This is a genomic window from Rhodospirillales bacterium RIFCSPLOWO2_02_FULL_58_16 (genome assembly GCA_001830425.1).
Lineage (GTDB): Bacteria > Pseudomonadota > Alphaproteobacteria > Rhodospirillales > 2-02-FULL-58-16 > 2-02-FULL-58-16.
This window is the reverse complement of the sequence record MIAA01000016.1, coordinates 33580-52226: the sequence shown is the minus strand read 5'-3', so window position 1 is coordinate 52226 and position 18647 is coordinate 33580. Positions and strand designations below refer to the sequence as shown.

Annotated in this window: 17 protein-coding genes; 6 read left to right on the top strand and 11 right to left on the bottom strand. The window is 60.2% G+C overall.

All coding sequences use genetic code 11. The features are described from left to right. Positions 1-78 precede the first annotated feature (78 nt). From A3H92_02115 to A3H92_02105, 3 genes are all read left to right on the top strand, one after another. Complete coding sequence (locus A3H92_02115; protein ID OHC75493.1) at positions 79-1860, top strand: AMP-dependent synthetase; 1782 nt, start codon at positions 79-81, stop codon at positions 1858-1860. A gap of 250 nt (positions 1861-2110) precedes the next feature. Further along, positions 2111-2332 (top strand): hypothetical protein, encoded by a 222-nt coding sequence (locus tag A3H92_02110; protein OHC75492.1) that lies wholly within the window; start codon positions 2111-2113, stop codon positions 2330-2332. Between the two features lie 63 nt (positions 2333-2395). Then, positions 2396-2971, top strand: a complete 576-nt coding sequence (locus tag A3H92_02105; protein ID OHC75491.1) for a hypothetical protein — start codon at positions 2396-2398, stop codon at positions 2969-2971. Between the two features lie 31 nt (positions 2972-3002). Here the strand turns inward: A3H92_02105 and A3H92_02100 are convergent, their stop codons facing one another. Genes A3H92_02100 through A3H92_02090 form a run of 3 tightly spaced genes read right to left on the bottom strand, consistent with a single transcriptional unit; the run spans position 3003 to position 5069 of the window. Beyond that, positions 3003-3590 carry a 16S rRNA (guanine(966)-N(2))-methyltransferase RsmD gene (locus A3H92_02100; protein OHC75490.1) on the bottom strand — a complete coding sequence of 196 codons (588 nt, stop codon included), beginning with the start codon at positions 3588-3590 and terminating at the stop codon, positions 3003-3005. Positions 3591-3603: 13 nt separating this feature from the next. Further along, positions 3604-4353, bottom strand: a complete 750-nt coding sequence (locus A3H92_02095; protein OHC75489.1) for a pseudouridine synthase — start codon at positions 4351-4353, stop codon at positions 3604-3606. Next, positions 4350-5069 carry a gamma-glutamyl-gamma-aminobutyrate hydrolase gene (locus A3H92_02090; GenBank protein OHC75488.1) on the bottom strand — a complete coding sequence of 240 codons (720 nt, stop codon included), beginning with the start codon at positions 5067-5069 and terminating at the stop codon, positions 4350-4352. Before A3H92_02090 ends, A3H92_02095 begins: the two co-directional genes overlap by 4 nt. Positions 5070-5119: 50 nt before the next feature. Here A3H92_02090 and A3H92_02085 point away from each other — a divergent pair, with 50 nt between their 5' ends. Beyond that, entirely contained in the window at positions 5120-5572 is a 453-nt protein-coding gene (locus A3H92_02085) for a tRNA-specific adenosine deaminase (GenBank protein OHC75487.1), read from the top strand. A 3-nt stretch (positions 5573-5575) separates the two neighbouring features. Here the strand turns inward: A3H92_02085 and A3H92_02080 are convergent, their stop codons facing one another. After that, positions 5576-6847: a phosphoribosylamine--glycine ligase gene (locus A3H92_02080; protein ID OHC75486.1), complete on the bottom strand. Its 1272-nt coding sequence runs from the start codon at positions 6845-6847 to the stop codon at positions 5576-5578. Positions 6848-6912: 65 nt separating this feature from the next. Here A3H92_02080 and A3H92_02075 point away from each other — a divergent pair, with 65 nt between their 5' ends. Beyond that, positions 6913-8352, top strand: coding sequence for an exodeoxyribonuclease VII large subunit (locus A3H92_02075; protein ID OHC75485.1), 1440 nt, complete (start codon positions 6913-6915; stop codon positions 8350-8352). A 353-nt stretch (positions 8353-8705) separates the two neighbouring features. Here A3H92_02075 and A3H92_02070 read toward each other — a convergent pair whose 3' ends face one another. The 5 genes from A3H92_02070 to A3H92_02050 all read right to left on the bottom strand — a co-directional run bounded on the left by A3H92_02070 (position 8706) and on the right by A3H92_02050 (position 16166). Beyond that, entirely contained in the window at positions 8706-12173 is a 3468-nt protein-coding gene (locus A3H92_02070; protein OHC75484.1) for a DNA polymerase III subunit alpha, read from the bottom strand. A 293-nt stretch (positions 12174-12466) separates the two neighbouring features. Continuing rightward, positions 12467-13147: an ABC transporter gene (locus tag A3H92_02065; protein OHC75483.1), complete on the bottom strand. Its 681-nt coding sequence runs from the start codon at positions 13145-13147 to the stop codon at positions 12467-12469. Then, complete coding sequence (locus A3H92_02060; GenBank protein OHC75482.1) at positions 13140-14381, bottom strand: multidrug ABC transporter substrate-binding protein; 1242 nt, start codon at positions 14379-14381, stop codon at positions 13140-13142. The genes A3H92_02065 and A3H92_02060 overlap by 8 nt, the downstream gene beginning before the upstream one ends. A gap of 4 nt (positions 14382-14385) precedes the next feature. After that, positions 14386-15696, bottom strand: coding sequence for a proline--tRNA ligase (locus A3H92_02055; GenBank protein OHC75481.1), 1311 nt, complete (start codon positions 15694-15696; stop codon positions 14386-14388). A 74-nt stretch (positions 15697-15770) separates the two neighbouring features. After that, entirely contained in the window at positions 15771-16166 is a 396-nt protein-coding gene (locus A3H92_02050; GenBank protein ID OHC75480.1) for a hypothetical protein, read from the bottom strand. Between the two features lie 72 nt (positions 16167-16238). Between A3H92_02050 and A3H92_02045 the strand changes: the two genes are divergently transcribed. Beyond that, positions 16239-16916 (top strand): hypothetical protein, encoded by a 678-nt coding sequence (locus A3H92_02045; GenBank protein OHC75479.1) that lies wholly within the window; start codon positions 16239-16241, stop codon positions 16914-16916. On the opposite strand, the gene A3H92_02040 is transcribed toward A3H92_02045, so the two are convergent. Both A3H92_02040 and A3H92_02035 read right to left on the bottom strand, forming a co-directional pair. Next, on the bottom strand, positions 16913-17614 hold the full coding sequence (locus tag A3H92_02040; protein OHC75478.1) for a phosphate regulon transcriptional regulatory protein PhoB: 702 nt from the start codon (positions 17612-17614) through the stop codon (positions 16913-16915). The two genes, A3H92_02045 and A3H92_02040, sit on opposite strands and share 4 nt — an antisense overlap. Before the next feature lie 22 nt (positions 17615-17636). After that, the gene (locus A3H92_02035; protein OHC75477.1) at positions 17637-18593 is read right to left on the bottom strand and encodes a hypothetical protein; all 957 of its coding nucleotides are present in this window, start codon (positions 18591-18593) and stop codon (positions 17637-17639) included. Positions 18594-18647 lie beyond the last annotated feature (54 nt).

Here is an 18647-nt window from a genome sequence, read left to right as displayed (position 1 = left end):
CTTTGTTCGGTCATTTGTTTCGGCGCCGGAAAATTTTTCGGGTAACGGCAATGATACTCTGTTATCACGGAAAGCAACATGAACGATCAATCCTGGGCCAATCTGGCGACTATGTTTTTCGAGCAGGCGGATCGCCTCGCCGACAAGCCGTTGCTGTGGGCCAAGCAGGACGGCGCCTATCAATCAATGAGCTGGAGTAAAACCGCCCGGCAGGTGCGCCTGTTGGCCGGCGGCCTGAAAAGGCTGGGAGTGGTCGCCGGCGACCGGGTGGTCGTGGCATCGGAGAATCGCCCCGAATGGCTGATCGCCGATGTCGCCATCATGGCCATCGGCGCCATAACGGTTCCCGCCTATGTCACCAACACCGAGGATGATCATCACTATATCCTTGAGAACAGCGGCGCCAAGGGCGCCATTGTTTCCACCCGTCGCCTGACCGAGCGCTTTCTGCCCGCCGCCCATCGGTCGGCGGCGGCCAGGTTCGTCATCGCCATTGAACGACCGGAACTGAGCCAGCAGTTAAGCGTCGATGTGCTGGGCTGGGATGAGGCGTTGAGCGATGAAGAAGACGGCGGCATTGACGATGAAGCGCGGCAATGGCGGCGTTCGGACACCGCCTGCATTATTTATACCTCGGGCACCGGCGGCGCGCCCAAGGGGGTGATGCTGCATCACGGCTCGATCCTTTGTAACTGCGCCGGGGCGCGGGACGCTTTGGCGGAGTTGGGGCTGGGCGATGAGGCATTCCTGTCCTTTCTGCCGCTTTCCCATTCCTATGAGCATACGGCGGGGCAGTTTTTCCCCCTGTCCATCGGCGCCCAGATTTACTACGCCGAGGGGGTTGAGACCCTGGCCGCCAACATGATCGAGGCCAGGCCGACGATCATGACCGCCGTGCCGCGCCTGTATGAAAGCCTGCACGGACGCATCAGCCGCAACGTAAAAAAAGCCGGCGGCGTCAGCGAGAAGCTGTTTGCCAGGGCGCTGGAGCTGGGTGAACGACGCTACCTTGATCCCAAATCCCTAAGCATCGGCCAACGGCTACAGGACGCGGCGCTGGATAGGCTGGTGCGGGCCAAGGTGCGCCAACGCTTCGGCGGTCGTCTCAAGGCGCTGGTGTCGGGCGGGGCGCCGCTGAACCGGGACATCGGACTGTTCTTTACGGCGCTGGGCCTGCGTATTCTACAGGGCTACGGCCTGACCGAATCCGGCCCGGTGGTAAGCTGCAACCGCTCCGACTTTGCCCGCATCGAAACCGTCGGCCCGCCGATCAGCGGCGTCGAAGTCAGGATCGCCGGGGACGGTGAAATCCTGGTTCGCGGCGAAATGGTGATGCAGGGCTACTGGCGAAACGAGGAAGCCACCGCCGAATCCATCCGCGACGGCTGGCTGTTCACCGGCGACATCGGCCACATTGATGATCAGGGTTCGTTGATGATCACTGATCGCAAGAAGGACATCATCGTCAACTCGGGCGGCGACAACATCTCGCCCCAGCGCGTCGAGGGCATTCTTACCCTGGAGCCGGAGATCGCCCAGGCCATGGTCTACGGCGACCGCCACCCCCATCTGTCCGGCCTGCTGGTTCCCGACGATGAATGGACGAGACAATGGGCCGTTGATAACGGCAAGCCGAATATGCCGGCGGCTCTGGTTAATGACGAGGATTTCCGCAAGGCCTTGGCCCTGGCCGTGGATCGGGTCAACGAGCGCCTGTCCAACATCGAAAAAGTGCGCCGCTTCATCATCGCCGACGCCCCTTTCACCATCGACAACGCCCTGATAACTCCCACCATGAAAATCCGCCGCCACAAGATCAAGGAAATCTACGGCGACAGGCTGGAGGCGCTGTACGGGTGAGGGAGTTCTTGGCGGGAAAGCGAAAGCATTAACCAAGTATTAACTATTAACAGGTAGAATCGGGAGCATCGCCATTGCGTTATTGCGAAAAAGGCCCATTTATGTAACCGTGCGGTGGTGCTTGACCGGAGTTACGATATATGGTATATTGAACGTTCAGTGGACACTGTATTTAGTTTGTTGCGCCGGACAATGGTTGTCGGCGTTGCGTGTTGATTCTAGGATAGTTCCGAAAGGAGGGGATGCGCCGATGAAAGAGCGATTCAAAGCTATACGCAAATCGCTCGACGCATATTTTTCAAAGGTATATGCGTCCGATTCTATTCCGAGAGGCATTCTCCAGGCTACTCGCCCCAATGACAGTTTCGATTGGGATGAGGAGGGAGATGCACGGCGCGGCAAGAAGAACGCCGCCTCCTTTATCAAAAATTATGACGCGGCGGTAGAAAGTTTTGCGACGCGCAAGCCATAGTCGGCGCCTTCCTGACAACTACCTGCCCACGGGTTACGGCTTATTTTCGCCGCAGGATTTGTAATGACGAATAAAACATATCCGGCGGACTACGTCCCGCCGTTCACTGAGGATGACATCCGTCGTCGATTTCAGTTTCTCTCAGAACAATGCCAGAATTATGTGGACGCGATACATGATGTGCATTCCACATGGAGACTGAGAATTGATCCTCTTGTGATGTTAAGCGTGGCGCAGAGCGCCATGGACGACATCTGGAGATACAAGTCGTACCATTTGCGCGATCCTGACAAGCGATCAAACGCCATAAAGCGTGCGGCGTATCTAACAAAGTGGATCACCAGATTTCGCCCGATATACGTTGCTCGTATTTTATCTGCAAACAATCTGGGGGCGACGTTCGACAAAAAAGACACAACGCTGTTGGTGAACGAGGGATTCGCGATTCATATATCTCTAACCACACTCGCAACTAGTATTAATGTAGAGGAAATACATCTGGAGCCAGATTTTTTTGCCGATTTTCTATACGATTTGCATTACCGAAGTTATTCGGAAGATGCCTTGCTGGCCATGTACGATGTCATACGAAACTTCGCGAAAGGCGGATCGGTTATTTTGAAGGTTATCAAGGATTAACTGTGTGTCCGGGATGCTGATATACGGTCTTTTATAACAGGTCTAATATCGTATTCCGTGCCATTTTAAGAAACGTCACTTTGGCGGCGCCGTAGGTGCGTTCGTCGATCAGCTTAAAGCCTTCGGGCGCCTCAAAAGGTTCTTTGGCGGCGGTCTCGACGACGCAGATCGAGCCTTCGCCGATCCACCCCTCGGCGAACAGGGCGCCAAGGGCGGGGGCGGCAAGGCCGGAGTTGTAAGGCGGGTCGAGGAACACATAAGCGCAGGGCGTCTTGGCCGCCAGAGGCGGCGGCGGCGGATGAAGCGCATCCAGTCTCAGCAAGGTTGAACGATGCTGTTCTCCCAAAGCCGCCACGTTTTCCCGGCAGCAGGCCAGCGCGTTCTCGTTATTGTCGATAAAGACGACGCTTGCCGCTCCTCTGGACAGGGCTTCCAGACCCAGCGATCCGGCGCCGGCGAAGACATCGGCGACGGAAGACGCGGCGGGCGGCGGGCCGTCAATGCCGTGCTCAATGATATTAAAGACGGCCTCGCGGGTGCGGGCGGCGGTAGGGCGCAGGCTCTGCCCGTGCAGGGATTTAAAAACACGGCCCCGATGTTTTCCGCCGATAATTTTCATGCCGGGAATCTCGCTAAGACGCTGTTTTTCCCAATTGTTCGCGCATGGCCTTGCCGGTGATTTCGTTGACTTCGCCGCGATTGAGGTTGCCCAGTTGGAAGGGGCCATAGGCGATGCGGATCAGGCGGCTGACCTGAAGGTTCATGTTTTCCAGCACCTTGCGCACCTCGCGGTTTTTGCCTTCGTTGAGAGACATGGTCAGCCAGGCGTTATCCTTGCGGCGGGAATCGAGTTTGGCGCGGATGGGACCGTAGGCGACGCCGTCGATGGCGACGCCGTCGGCAAGGCTCGCCAACGCCGCCTCGTCAAATTGGCCGTAGACGCGCACCCGATAGCGCCGGGTCCAGCCGGTGGACGGAAGCTCCAGTCTGCGCGCCAGCCCGCCGTCGTTGGTAAGCAGCAACAGGCCCTCCGAGTTAAAATCCAGCCGTCCCACCGAGATCACCCTTCCCAATTCCTTGGGGATGCGCTCAAAGACGGTAGGCCGTCCCTGGGGGTCGCCGTGGCTGGTAAGCAGACCGGGAGGCTTGTGGTAGCGCCACAGCCGCGCCGTCGTAGCCTGGGGCAAGGATTTGCCGTCAACGATGACATGGTTGGACGAGGTGACGGCAACGGCGGGAGTATCCAGCTTCTTTCCGTCCACCGTCACCCTTCCTTCGGCGATCCAGCGCTCCGCTTCGCGGCGCGAGCACAGGCCGGCGCGGGCCATCACCTTGGCGATGCGTTCCGGTTTGTCGGCGGGGGCTTCCGGTTTTTTGGTCATGAATACTCGCGGGCGGCTTCGACGAAAGCGGCGAAGATGCGCACGTCGCCGTCGCTGATGGCGAACTCGGGATGCCACTGGACGCCCAGGCAGAAGCGCATGGATGGAACTTCGATGCCCTCAATGATCCCGTCGGAAGCGCGGGCGTTGACCTTTATGCCCTCCGGCTCGTCAGCGGCCGCCTGATGGTGAGCGCTGTTTACCGGCAAGGTAGAGACGCCGACGATGTCGTGAAGCAGACTGCTCTCAACTACGGCGACGTCATGGCCGGGCTGGTCGCGGGGGTTGGGCTGTTCGTGGGCGAGGGCGTTTTGCACCTGGTCGGGGATATGCTGGATCAGCGCGCCGCCGAGAACCACATGCAGAAGCTGTTGTCCGCCGCAGATGGCGAGGATCGGCATGTCGCGGCTCAACGCGGCGCGAACGACGGCCAGCTCGAATTCGGTGCGCCGGTCCTTGGTGGTGACGGTGGCGTGGCGGTCGGCGGCGCCGAACAGGGCCGGGTCCACATCGAAATGGCCGCCGGTGATGATCAGGCCGTCGATGTGATTGAGGATATTATCCGTCAGTTCCGGCTCGTGGGGCAGGGCCAGCGGCAGGCCGCCGCCGCGAACCACCGCGTCGCAATAGTTCCGGCGCAGCGCGTACCAGGGAAACCTGGAATATCCTCCCGGCTCTTCCGAATCCAGGGTGATGCCGATAATCGGTGTTTTCATAAGCGGCACTCTACTTGACGCGGGCGTGAAGAGGGAAGCATGGTGATGTCATGTCTGAAAACGGATTCATGAAATTGGCCCTGGAACAGGCCGAAAAAGCGGCGGCCCTGGGCGAAACGCCGGTGGGCGCGGTGGTGGTTGACGCCGTTGCCGGCGAGGTGCTGGCGGTAGGCGGCAACCGCGTCATTGAGTTCGATGATCCCACCGCCCACGCCGAAATGATCGCCATCCGCCGCGCCGCCTCCCTGCAAGGGTCTTCCCGGTTGGCGGGATGCGACCTTTACGTCACCCTTGAGCCTTGCGCCATGTGCGCCGGCGCCATTTCGCTGGCCCGCATCCGCCGCCTTTATTTCGGCGCTTACGACGCCAAGAGCGGCGGCGTCGAACACGGAGCCTGCGTTTTCCGGCATCCCACCTGCCACCATAAACCGGAAATCTATGGCGGCGTCGGCGAATCGGCGGCGGCCGATCTGCTGAAAGCGTTCTTCAGGGAGAGACGGTGAGCATTACCCCTTGATCGCCCGTCCGCCGATGTCGCGGCGGCAGAATCCTTGCGGCCAGTCGATCAGGTCAACCGCCTCATACGCCCGCTTTTGGGCGGCGGCTACGGTCGAGCCGAGGGCGGTAATGCCCAACACCCGCCCGCCGTCGGCGCAGATGCCGGATTTGTCGGTGCCGGTTCCGGCGTGGAAGATGACGACATCATCCAGGGCGCCCGCTTCCTCCAGGCTGCGGATTTGCGATCCCTTCTCATAATATCCGGGATAGCCCTTCGTCGCCATGACCACGGTCAGCGCCGCTCCGTCGCGCCATTTCAGCTTGATTTTATCCAGCCTGCCTTCGACGCAGGCCAGAAGCGCTTCCAGCAGGTCCGACTTGAGTTGCAGGATCATCGGCTGGGTTTCGGGATCGCCGAAGCGGGCGTTGAATTCCAGCACCTTGGGGCCGCTATCGGTGATCATCAGCCCGGCATAAAGCAAACCCTTGAAGGGAATGCCCTCGGCGGCCATGCCTTTTACTGCCGGGTTGATGATGGTTTTCATAATGGTTTCGGCCATCTTTTTTGTGACTGCGGGCGCCGGGACATAGGCTCCCATGCCGCCGGTATTGGGGCCTTCGTCGCCGTCGTAGGCGGCTTTATGGTCCTGGGCCGAAAGCAGGGGCAGCGCCCGCTTGCCGTCGACGAGGGCGAAGAAGCTGGCTTCCTCGCCGGTCAGGAATTCCTCGATTACCACTTTATCGCCGGCGTTGCCGAAAGCGCGTTCGATCATGATGTGGTCGATGGCGGCGTAGGCCTCGTTCTTGTTGCGGCACAGGATGACGCCCTTGCCGGCGGCCAGGCCGTCGGCCTTGACGACGATGGGAGCGCCTTTGCGCAGGATATATTCCTTGGCGGCGTCAGGCTCGTCGAAGCTGTCATAATATCCGGTGGGGATATTATATTTGGCGCAGATATCCTTCATGAAGCTCTTGGAACCCTCGATTTGGGCCGCCTTGGCGCCGGGGCCGAAAGCCTTGATGCCGGAGCTTGCCAACTGATCGACCAGTCCGTTGACCAGAGGCCCTTCGGGGCCGACGACGACGAAGTCGATATCGTTCTCGATGGCAAAGCAGACCAGATCATCCACATTCTCGGAATTGATGTTTACGCATTCGGCGACGGCGGCGATGCCCGCATTGCCGGGAGCGCAGAACAGCTTGGCGCATTTTGGAGACTTGGCGATTGCCCAGCACAAGGCATGCTCACGTCCGCCCGACCCTACCACCAACACCTTCATTGAATGCGTCTCCACGATTATTCGTCCGGTTTGTTTTTTGTCTTGTATCGTACATACTAGCGAGGATGGCAACGATTGAAAACAAATCCTCCGGCGATACTGATCACAATCTGCCGGTTCTGAGCGTCTGTGAACTGTCCCATGCGCTTAAACACGCGGTGGAGACTTCGTTTTCCCGCGTTCGGGTGCGGGGCGAGATTTCCGGCTTCAAGCGCGCCGCCTCGGGCCATCTTTACCTGAGGATCAAGGACGAAGAGGCGGTGCTGGACGCCATCTGCTGGCGCGGCGTCGCCGAAAAGCTGGGCATGGACCCGCAAGACGGCATGGAAGTGACGGTTACCGGGCGCATCACCACTTATGCCGCCCGTTCCAGTTACCAGATTATCATCGAATCCATGGACCTGGCGGGTGAAGGGGCGCTGCTCAAGCTGTTTGAGGACCGCAAGAAGAAACTTGCCGCCGAGGGTCTGTTCGACGCCGAACACAAAAAGCCGATCCCCTTCCTGCCCGAGGTTATCGGCGTCGTTACCTCGCCTACCGGCGCGGTGATCCGCGACATCCTGCATCGTCTGGGCGAGCGCTTTGAACGGAGAGTGCTGATCTGGCCGGTGCTGGTTCAGGGCAAGGAGGCCGCCGCTCAAATCGCCGCCGCCGTTGACGGCTTTAACCGTCTTGAACCCGGCGGCGTCGCGCCTCGTCCCGACCTGCTGATCGTCGCTCGCGGCGGCGGAAGCCTGGAAGACCTGTGGCCCTTTAACGAGGAAGTGGTGGTCCGCGCCGTCTTTGCCGGCCGTATTCCGTTGATCTCGGCGGTGGGTCATGAGACCGATGTCACCCTTATTGATTTTGTCTCCGACCTGAGAGCGCCGACGCCGACCGCCGCCGCCGAGATGGCTGTGCCGGTGCGGCTGCAATTGCTGGCCGGGGTGATGGACAACGGCGTCCGCATGGTCGGCGCCGTGACGCGCCTGCTGGAGGCCCGCCGCTCCCGGCTGGAGGGGCTGGCGCGGGGCCTTCCTAACCTGGGGCGCATGGCCGATGAAGCCGCCCAACGGCTGGATGACTGGACCGAGCGGCTGGGGAACAGCCTGAAGATCGGCGTCGAGCGGCGAATCGCCCTGTTGAGGGAACTCGCCGCCAGGGTAGTCGATCCCCGTCGCGCCGTCGCCCACGCCGGAAGTCTGCTGGAAGGGCAGGCGCGGGCGTTGGATATGGCGGCCAAGGGACTTTTGCGCGAGCGGAGCGACCGTTTCGCCCGGGCGGCGGCGTTGCTGGAAAGCTGTTCTCATCAGCGGGTGCTGGAACGGGGCTTCGCCCTGGTTTATGACGGCAAGGGCCGGCACGTCGGGTCTGCCGCCGGAGTTAACCCCGGCGCCGACATTTCCATCCGTTTCCATGACGGCGAAAGAGAAGCAATCATCGGCGGTCGGTCAAAAACCAGCCCCAAACCTAAACCTGTCAAAAAAGCGGCCCCGGACAACGGCGGGCAGGGGACTTTATTGTGAAGGCGGCTCTCTTGTTATGCCGGCGGCCGTGAAGAATGACTCTGAAAAATCCTCCCCCTTGCTTCAAGGGGGAGGTCAGGAGGGGGTCGAAGAGGGAATTATCAGCCTGTGTGTTTTGACACAGAGAACACAGAGGACACAGAGAAGATTAAGCGAAGTTTTCCTCCTGCTTTTTCTTTTTTCTTTCTATCCTCCTCTGTGTCTCTGAGCCTCTGTGGTTAAAAAAACAGTGCTTATTCCAGTCAACGCGCCGGGAGTTAGGGGATATCGGCGGCAACCTCCCCTGGCCCCTCCTTGGTAAGGAGGGGAAAGTGCGGGAGCTGCCACAGGTCAATGATTAGGGCCGTCGGCATTTACATCTCCTCGACCCCGGCGATTCCGGAGATGGAGCGAATAGCGACCAGGACTTCCGGAGAGATGGCGTATCCGCCGGGCAACCTGATTTCCACTTCCCGGCTGCCGTCGCCATTAGAAGAATCCAGCCTTGACACCAGCACCACTTGCCCCTTGCCTTTTTTACAACAGGACAGGGCGTCGCAAAGCCGGTCAAGGGGATCAGCGGCGTTAACGAACACCTTGACGCCGGAGGCGGCGCGCGCCGCCACGCTATTCAAATCCTCGAAGGAAATGGCGGTAAAGCGCGCCGTTTCCTCCTCGAAATGGGCGTTGGCCTTGATGAGCAGGCATCTTCCTTCCTCCAGCAGATGGCGGCTGGAGGTAAGGATGTCGGAAAATACGGTGATCTCGAAATCCCCCGAGGCGTCGGAGAAGCGAACAAAGGCATAGCGATTGCCCTTGGCCGAAGTGCGCTCCTTGCTTGAAATTACGGCTCCCGCCATGCTGACAAGGCCGGGATGGCCGTTTTCTACTATTTCGGCATGGGTAAGGGCCTTGATGCGTTTCAGGCTCTTGGCGTAGGCGTCCAGGGGGTGGCCGGAAAGATAGAAACCGATGGCTTCCGCTTCCTCCTTCAGGCGCTCCATCTCATTCCATTCAACGGTTGCGGGCAGGGAAACGCCGGCGACCGGGGCGGCGTCTCCACCGAACAGGCTGATCTGGTTGCTGGTGCGATCATGGGCGGCGGCGCCGGCGTGGCGCAACAAGGTTTCCACGCCCTCGAAGACCTGTCTCCGGTTGGCGTTCAGGGCGTCAAAGGCTCCGGCCCTCGCCAGATTCTCGAACTGGCGCTTGTTGACAGCGCGCGGGTCCAGGCGGTTGACGAAATCATCCATATCCTTGAAGGGGCCGTTTTTATCCCGTTCGGCGACCAGTTCCCGCATGGCGGCCTCGCCGACGTTCCTGACGGCGGCCAGGGCGTAACGGATAGAACCGCCGGCGGCGTTGCGCTCGACGGTAAACAGCGGACCCGAGGCGTTGATATCGGGCGGCAGCAACGGCACGTTCAGGTCTCTCAATTCCTGGCGGAAACCGGCCAGCTTGTCGGTGTTGCTGATATCCAGCGTCATTGAGGCGGCCATGAACTCGACCGGATAGTTGGCCTTCAGCCAGGCGGTCTGATAGGCGACCAGGGCGTAGGCGGCGGCGTGGGACTTGTTGAATCCGTAGCCGGCGAACTTGTCCACATAATCGAAGATGTCGGAGGCCTTGCCTGCCGGCGCCCCACGCGACACGGCGCCGTCGATGAAGGTTTGGCGTTGTTTGTCCATCTCCTTCTGGTTTTTCTTGCCCATGGCGCGGCGCAGCAGATCGGCGCCGCCCAGCGTGTAGCCGGATAATTCCTGGGCGATCTGCATCACCTGTTCCTGGTAGATAATGATGCCGAAAGTTTCCTTGAGAATTCCCTCCAGCGTCGGATACAGGTAGTCGGGTTTCTCCAGGCCGTGCTTGCGCCTGATATAGCTCGGGATGTTATCCATCGGGCCGGGGCGGTAGAGGGCGACGACGGCGATGATATCCTCGAAAGCGTCGGGCCTGAGCTTTCTTAACACATCGACCATGCCGGAACTTTCCAACTGGAAGACGCCGATGGTGTCGCCGCGCCCCAGCATGTCGAAGGTGGCGCGGTCATCCAGCGGCAGGGCGGAGATGTCTATGGTCTTGCCGCCGTCGGCGATCAGAGCGACGGCTCTGGCGATTACCGTCAGGGTTTTGAGGCCGAGAAAGTCGAACTTTACCAGCCCCGCCGACTCGACGTATTTCATGTTGAAGCCGGAAACCGGCATGTCGGAGTGCGGATCGCGGTACAGCGGAATCAACTCGCAGAGCGGCCTGTCGCCGATGACGACGCCGGCGGCGTGAGTGGAAGCGTGACGATACAGGCCTTCCAGCCTGCGGGCGATGGCGACCAGACGGGAGACGGCGGCGTCGCCGTCGATCATTTGACGCAATCGGGGTTCGCTCTCGATGGCCTTTTCCAGGGTGACCGGGTCGGCCGGGTTGTTGGGGATCATCTTGCAGATAAGATCGACCTGGGGATAAGGCATTTCCAGCACCCGGCCGACATCGCGCAGAACGGCGCGGGCCTGCAATTTTCCGAAGGTAATGATCTGGGCGACGTGGTCGCGCCCGTATTTCTCCTGCACATAGCGGATAACCTCGTCGCGGCGGTCCTGGCAGAAGTCGATGTCGAAATCGGCCATCGACACGCGCTCGGGGTTGAGGAACCTCTCGAACAACAGGCCGAAACGCAGGGGGTCGAGGTCGGTGATGGTCAGCGCCCAGGCGACTACCGAACCGGCGCCCGAGCCGCGTCCCGGCCCTACCGGTATGCCGTGTTCCTTGGCCCAGCGGATGAAGTCGGCGACGATCAGGAAATAGCCGGAGAATTTCATTTTGACGATGATGCCGAGTTCGTACTCCAGACGCTCCCGATAGGGACGGGCGGCGTGTTCTTTTTCGTCGTCGGTCATCGTCGGCTTTAAAACCTGATCCCGCAGACGCTTTTCCAGCCCTTTTTCGGATTGGGCGCGCATTTCATCCTCCTCGGTGCGCCCTTCGCCGCAATCATAGGGAGGCAGAATGGGAGCGACCGGCTCGACCATGAAAGAGCAACGCCTGGCGATCACAACGGTGTTGTCTACGGCCTCCGGCAAGTCCCGGAACAAGGCGCGCATTTCCCTGGCGCTCTTGAAATAATGTTCGGGCGTCAGGCGCCGCCGGTCATCCTGGGATAAATAGGCGCCGGCGGCGATGCAGATAAGGGCGTCATGGGCCTCGTACATGTCGGGGACGGTAAAAAAGACCTCGTTGGTGGCGACCAGCGGAAGGTCCAGCTTGTAAGCAAGGTCGATCAGCGCCGGCTCGCACAATTTCTCAACGTCCATGCCGTGGCGGGTGAGTTCCACATAAAGCCGTCCCGGAAAAGCGGCGGCCAGACGGGCGAGCAATTCTTCCGCCGCCTCGCCCTGTCCCTCGGCCAATAAATGCCCGACCGGACCTTTAGCGCCGCCGGCAAGGGCGATAAGCCCCCGGCTGTGGGAGGCCAGCGTCTTCATGTCAACCCTGGGGTCGGCAACGTCTTTTGCGCCGAGATAGGCCGCGCCCAACAGCTTCAGCAGATTGTGGTAGCCCTCCATGTTCTGGACCAGCAAAACCAGGGGATCGGACTCGATAAATCCGACGCGCCCGCCGTCACGGTCGCGGGCTATGCTCAACCGGCAGCCGATGATCGGCTGCACGCCGGCCTTGGCGCAGGCCGGAGAAAACTCCAGGGCGCCGAACAGGTTGTTGGTGTCGGTCATCGCCACGGCGGGCATAGCGTATTCGCCGCATAGGGAGACCAGATCGTCAATCCGCACCGCTCCCTCGGAAAGGGAATAGGCGGTGTGAACCCGAAGGTGAACGAAATCAGCGTGAGCCATGACCGCGACAATGGCACATGCCGACGATGGTGTCAGCCGGGGTTTATCCACAGGAATACAGATTTGCTTCGCTGCCTAACTGTTCAGGCGAATGGGACCGGCTCTCTAATGCGTGTCGCCACATTACGAGCAATTTTTTGTTGTCTCGTCCTATATAATACCAGCGGCTTTAAAGAGTGACTCATCGTCAGTGGGTAGAGAAAAATTCCTCCCCCTTGCTTCAAGGGGGAGGTCAGGAGGGGGTAAGAGTAACCTCCCCTGGCCCCTCCTTGGTAAGGAGGGGAAGTTGCCGGTCACTCCTCCACCAGCAGTCCGTCCCTCAGGCTGACGATGCGGTCCATGCGGGCCGCCAGGTCGGGGTTGTGGGTGGCGATGACGGCGGCTAGGCCGGCGCCGCGCACCAGCTTTATCAGCACCTCGAAGACATCTCCGGCGGTTTCCGGGTCCAGGTTGCCGGTGGGTTCGTCGGCCAGCAGCAGCCTGGGCGTGTTGGCCAGGGCGCGTCCGATGGCGACCCGTTGCTGTTCGCCGCCGGAAAGCCTTGCCGGGCGGTGGGTGGCGCGTTTGGCGAGGCCCAGCCATTCCAGCATCTCCGCCGCCCTCATCGTCGCCTCGGAGCGGCTGATGCCGGCGATGATCTGGGGGATCATGATATTTTCCAGCGCCGTGAATTCCGGCAGCAGATGATGGTATTGGTAAACGAAACCGATGTTGTGGCGGCGCAGGCGGGTCCGGGCGTCGTCGTTTAACGACGAGGCGGTCTCGCCGCATATCGTCACCTCTCCGCAATCGGCCTTCTCAAGCAAGCCGGCGACATGCAGCAGAGTCGACTTGCCGGAGCCGGACGGGCCGACCAGGGCGAGGGTCTGGCCTTCGCGGATTTCCAGATCGACGCCGCGCAGAACTTCCAGCACCGTCTTTCCCTGCTCGAATACGCGCTTGACGCCGTCAAGTCTGAGCACAGGCTTACTCATAGCGCAACGCTTCCGCCGGGTCGCTGCGCGCCGCCCGCCACGACGGGTACAAGGTGGCCAGGAATGACAGCCCCAGCCCCATCAGCACCACCACCGTCACTTCCGCCGGATCGACGACGGCGGGCAGCTTGGACAGGAAATATATCTCGGCGGCGAACAGTTCGGCTCCGGTAAATCCTTGTATCCACTGGCGAATGGTCTCGATGTTTTCGGCGAAGGACAGGCCGAGGATGAGGCCGGTCAGGGTGCCGATAACGCCGACGCCGGCGCCGCTGAGGAAGAAAATACGCATGATCATGCCCCGCGTCGCTCCCATCGTGCGCAGGATGGCGATGTCCTTGCCCTTGTCCTTGACCAGCATGATCATCGACGAGATGATGTTGAAGGCGGCGACCACGATAATCAGGGTGAGGATCAGGAACATGACGTTGCGCTCCACCTGGATGGCGTTGAAAAAGCCGGAATTCGCCTGTTGCCAGTCGTGAATGCGCCCGTGGCCGCCGAGGGCGGCGAGAATATTGCGGCCGACCTCGACGGAGCGATCCGGGTTCACGACAAAGACCTCCAGATTGCTCACCGTCTTTTGCATGTTGAAGTACGTTTGCGCCGCCGCCAGCGGCATAAAGACGAAGGTGGAATCGTATTCATACATGCCGACGTTGAAGGTGGCGGCGATATTGTACGCCCGCATACGCGGCGCCGTGCCGAAAACGGTGACGTTGCCCTTGGGCGAAATCAGGGTGATCCTGTCGCCGACGCGAAGCCCCAGCCGGTCGGCCAGACGCGCCCCGATCACCACATTGTCTTCCCTGAAGCCTTCCAGCGATCCTGACTCGATGTTGGAGGCGATGATTTCGCGCCCGGCCAGTCCTTCGGGGCTGAGTCCGCGCACCAGGGCGCCTCTGGCCTCGCCCCTGGCCGAGGCCATCACCTGTCCCTCGACCATGGGGGTGACGCTGATGACGCCGGCGACGCCCTGCACCTTTTCCGCCATGGGGCCGTAATCCGTGATCTCGTTGACGCTGCCGTAGACGCTGAGGTGTCCGTTCAGGCCGAGGATGCGGCCCAGCAATTCCTGGCGAAAGCCGTTCATCACCGACATGACGATAATCAGCGTCGCCACCCCCAGCGCGATGCCGAGCAGGGAAAACCAGGCGATGACGGAGATGAATCCTTCCTGGCGGCGCGCCCTCAGGTAGCGCATGGCCATCATCCATTCAAAGGCGGAAAACATGCGGTCAGGCCGTCAGCTTGTTGAGGGCGGCTTCGGGAGAAAGTTCCGCCTTTTCGCCGGTCTTGCGGTTCTTAAGCTCGACGACGCCGTTCTTGACGCCGCGCGGCCCCACCGTTAATTGCCAGGGCAGGCCGATCAGGTCCATATCGGCGAATTTTGCTCCGGCCCGTTCGTCGCGGTCGTCATACAGGACGTCAATGCGGTTTCCTTTCAAGGCCTGGAAGAGTCGGTCGCTTTCCTCGTCGCACGTCGGATCGCCCGCTTTCAGGTTGATCAGTCCCACCTTGAAGGGGGCGACGCTTTCCGGCCAGATGATGCCGTTGTCGTCATGGAAGGCCTCGATGACGGCGCCGACGAGACGCGAAACGCCGATGCCGTATGACCCCATTTCCAGGGTGATTTCCTTGCCGTTCGGCCCGGTGACGCGGGCGCCCATGGCTTCGGAATACTTGGTTCCGAAATAAAAGATATGGCCGACCTCGATGCCGCGCGCGATGACCAGATCGTCGCCCATGGCTTTTTCGACTTGCGGGTTGCGTTCCTCGTCGGTGGCGGCGTACTCGGCGGTGAAGGCGTTAACGGTAATCTGAAGATCGCTTTTCGGATCAACGTCATCAAGCCAAGTATTGTTTAGAAAATCCTTGTGGCAGGCCACTTCGCTTTCGCCGGTCTCGGCGAGGATGACGAACTCATGGCTCATGTCGCCGCCGATGGGGCCGCTTTTCGCCTTCATCGGGATGGCTTTCAGCCCCATCCGGTCGAAGGTGCGCAGATAGGCGATAAACATCTTGTTGTAGGAGCGTTTGGCGCCTTCGTAGTCAAGGTCGAAGGAATAGGCGTCCTTCATCAGGAATTCGCGTCCGCGCATGACGCCGAAGCGTGGTCTGATCTCGTCGCGGAACTTCCATTGGATGTGATATAAAATCCTGGGCATGTCCTTGTAGCTGCGCAACGAGCCGCTGACGATCTCGGTAATCTGTTCCTCGTTGGTCGGCCCGTAGAGCATCTCGCGGTCGTGGCGGTCCCTGATTCTCAGCATTTCCGGGCCGTAAGCGTCATAACGACCGCTTTTCCGCCACAGGTCGGCGGGCTGGATGGTCGGCATCAGCATTTCCCGGGCGCCGGCGGCGTCCTGTTCTTCACGGACGATGCGCTCGATGTTTCTGAGTACGCGCAACCCCAGGGGCAGCCACGAATAGATGCCGGCGCCGGACTGGCGGATCATGCCGGCGCGCAGCATCAGCCGGTGGGAAACGATCTGCGCCTCCGAGGGCGTCTCCTTGAGGGTGGGCAGAAAATATTGTGACAAGCGCATGGCGAAGCCTTCCGATCAGGAAGGGAGAACTTAGGCAAGGCGCGAGGCGTTGTCCATGGCGGGGATTTCAGGCCTCAGCGCCCTTTTTGTAATGACTGCCGGCACGCGGCGGTCAGTTCCGCCTTGTCGGCGTCAATCAGGGGCTGGTCATTAAAGGTCAGTCTGCCGCTTGAGGCGTCGTACCTGACGGCGCCGACGGGAGTATCCGTGGCGCCGCCGTAGGCGCTGAAATCCCTGGTAATGTTGAATTCAAATATCTTGGAAACGGCGACCGGCGGACGATCTTCCATATCCGCCCCCTTAACCTTCTTGCCTCTGACATCGACGCCCGGTTCGAAGGCGACGTCGGCGGCCGGCTCATGTTTGAGCAGGCGCCGGCAATCATCGGATGACATCGAAACCTGCTGTCCGGCCTGCGCCGACAACACCGGCGCGGCGAGGGAAACGATTATCAGAACGATTCTTTTCATACTGTAACCTTGGCCCTATGTCATAATAAACTCATGAACCAAAGAATCATTATAACAGTTTTTTGCGCCGCCATGATGATTCCCGGCGCATCCGCGTATGCCCAATCGGAAAACAGGCCGGTAAAGATTTTTAACGGCGCTTCCGGCACGATTGAAACCCCCGGAGGCGCGTCCGACGTTGCCGCTTCGGCAACGACCGCCGATGGAGGCGGGGCGGAGTGCGGCGCTGCCGCCGCCGTCAGCAATATCAATTATAATGCCGAGAAAATCGTTTATGATATGAGCGCCACCGCCTTTGAGCCGCAGAGCAAGGTTTTCAGCGATTTTGATATGACCAGGACCATCAAATACGCGGTCGCCGAGGGCAAATGCGCGGGCGCGGTCTCGATCAATTTTGAACTTTCCCCCGTCATTCATCTGCCCGCCAATCTGGCGGTCGACGGCAACAAATGCAAACGTCTGGTCCATGTCGAGCGGGAACGCGCCTTCGGTCAAATCACCCTCGCCGCTTACCGGCAACTGGGCAAAGACATCGAACAACTGGTCGCCGGCGCTTTGAAGACCGGCAGCCCCGCCGCTGCAGAGATGGAAGCGGCAAGCGGCGGCTTGCTGAAGGCCTTCGACGCCGCCCAGCAAACCAGACGCCGGGAACACCTGGCTTCCCGGAACTCCGCCTTGACCTATAAGGACTGCGCCTCGACGGGCGTCGGCAATGAGCGGAATCTTGAAGCAGACGCCGCTACGCCCTAACCGGTCTGATTATCCATGGCATAGCCGGCGCCCCGCACGGTGCGGATCAGGTCGGGTTTGCCGCCGGCGTTGAGGGCCTTGCGAAGGCGACGGATATGAACGTCCACCGTGCGGTCTTCGACGTTGATGTCGCGCCCCCAAACGCGGTCGAGCAGCTTGTCGCGGGAATAGACTTTTCCCGGTTTTTTCATTAACGCCTTGAGCAGCTTGAACTCGATCGGCCCAAGATGTACGGCGTTTCCATCCCGCGTGACCTTGTGGTTTTCAATATCGATAGCCACCCCGGCGTACGCAAGCGTCTCCGGCGGATCATCAAGGCTGCGGCGGCGCAACAGGGCGCGGACGCGGGCGATCATTTCCCGGGGCGAGTAGGGCTTGACCACATAATCGTCGGCGCCGGCGTCCAGGCCCAGAACCTTGTCGCTCTCCTCGCCGCGAGCGGTGAGCATGATTATCGGAATGCGTTTGGTTTCCGGGCGGGCGCGAAGGATTTTACATAACTCAACGCCGGAGTGCTCGGGCAGCATCCAGTCGACGATGATCATATCCGGATTCTTTTTCTCGATGGCGCCGAGCGCTTTTTCGCCGCTGACGGCGACGGCGACATCAAACCCGGCCTTGTCCAGATTATAGCGAAGCGCCTCGGCCTGGGGGGCTTCATCTTCAACAATAAGGATCAGGGGAAGCAGGGGAAGCATGGGTGGTTATCTCTCTCCGGGATCATTCCGCCGCCGACAGGCGGCGCGGCAGATAAACGGTAAAGGTGGTGGTTTTGCCCGGCGTGCTGGCGATGGTCAGGCGTCCCCGGTGATGGTTGAGGATATGCTTGACGATAGCCAGGCCGAGGCCGGTTCCTCCCATATTGCGGGAGCGCCCCTTGTCCACCCGGTAAAAGCGTTCGGTAAGGCGGTCAATATGTTCCGGACTGATCCCCTCGCCCTGGTTTTCGATAAAAACCGCCACTCCCTTTTCATCGCTGCCGGGAATTTTATCAACCTTCTTTATGGCGACCAGGATCGGTTTTCCCTTAAGTCCGTAGTTGACGGCGTTGTCGATCAGGTTGCGGAAAACCTGCATTAATTCATCTTCGTTTCCGTTGATCTTCGGCAGTCCCGGCGGGCAGGAGATAGTGATGGTTATGCCGCGTTTCTTGGCCCTCAGCGAAAGGACGGCGCTTACCTGTTTGAGAACCTGATGTAAATCGACGCTGCCCTCGGGCCGGATATGCTCATAACTCTCCACCTTTGACAGGGTCAGCAGGTCGTTGATCAGATGAGTCATGCGCCTCGCCTCGCCCTCCATGAGGCCGAGGAAGCGCTCTCTGGCCTCCGCGTCATCCTTTGCCGGGCCGCGCAGGGTCTCAATGAAACTGACCAGGGAAGAAAGCGGCGAGCGCAACTCGTGGCTGACGTTGGAGATGAAGTCGGCGCGCATCTTGTCGGCCTTGCCGGCGGCGGTAACGTCGTGCAGAACCAGCATCGCCCATGACGCCTTGCCGGGGGCGCGCGGCGAAAGCTCCCAGACGCTTTTCTCATAGGTTCTGGCGACGGGCAACGGAATATGCACCGTATCCCGCTTGGCGGGTTTGCCGGCAAGAACGGCGTCAACGGATTCGATGACATGGGGGGCGTCAAGCAATTCAGCCAGATTGCCGCCCAGCGTCTTTGCGCCCAACAATCGGCGCGCCGCCGAATTAGCGTCTATTATCCGTCGCTTTTCATCAAGCAGAAC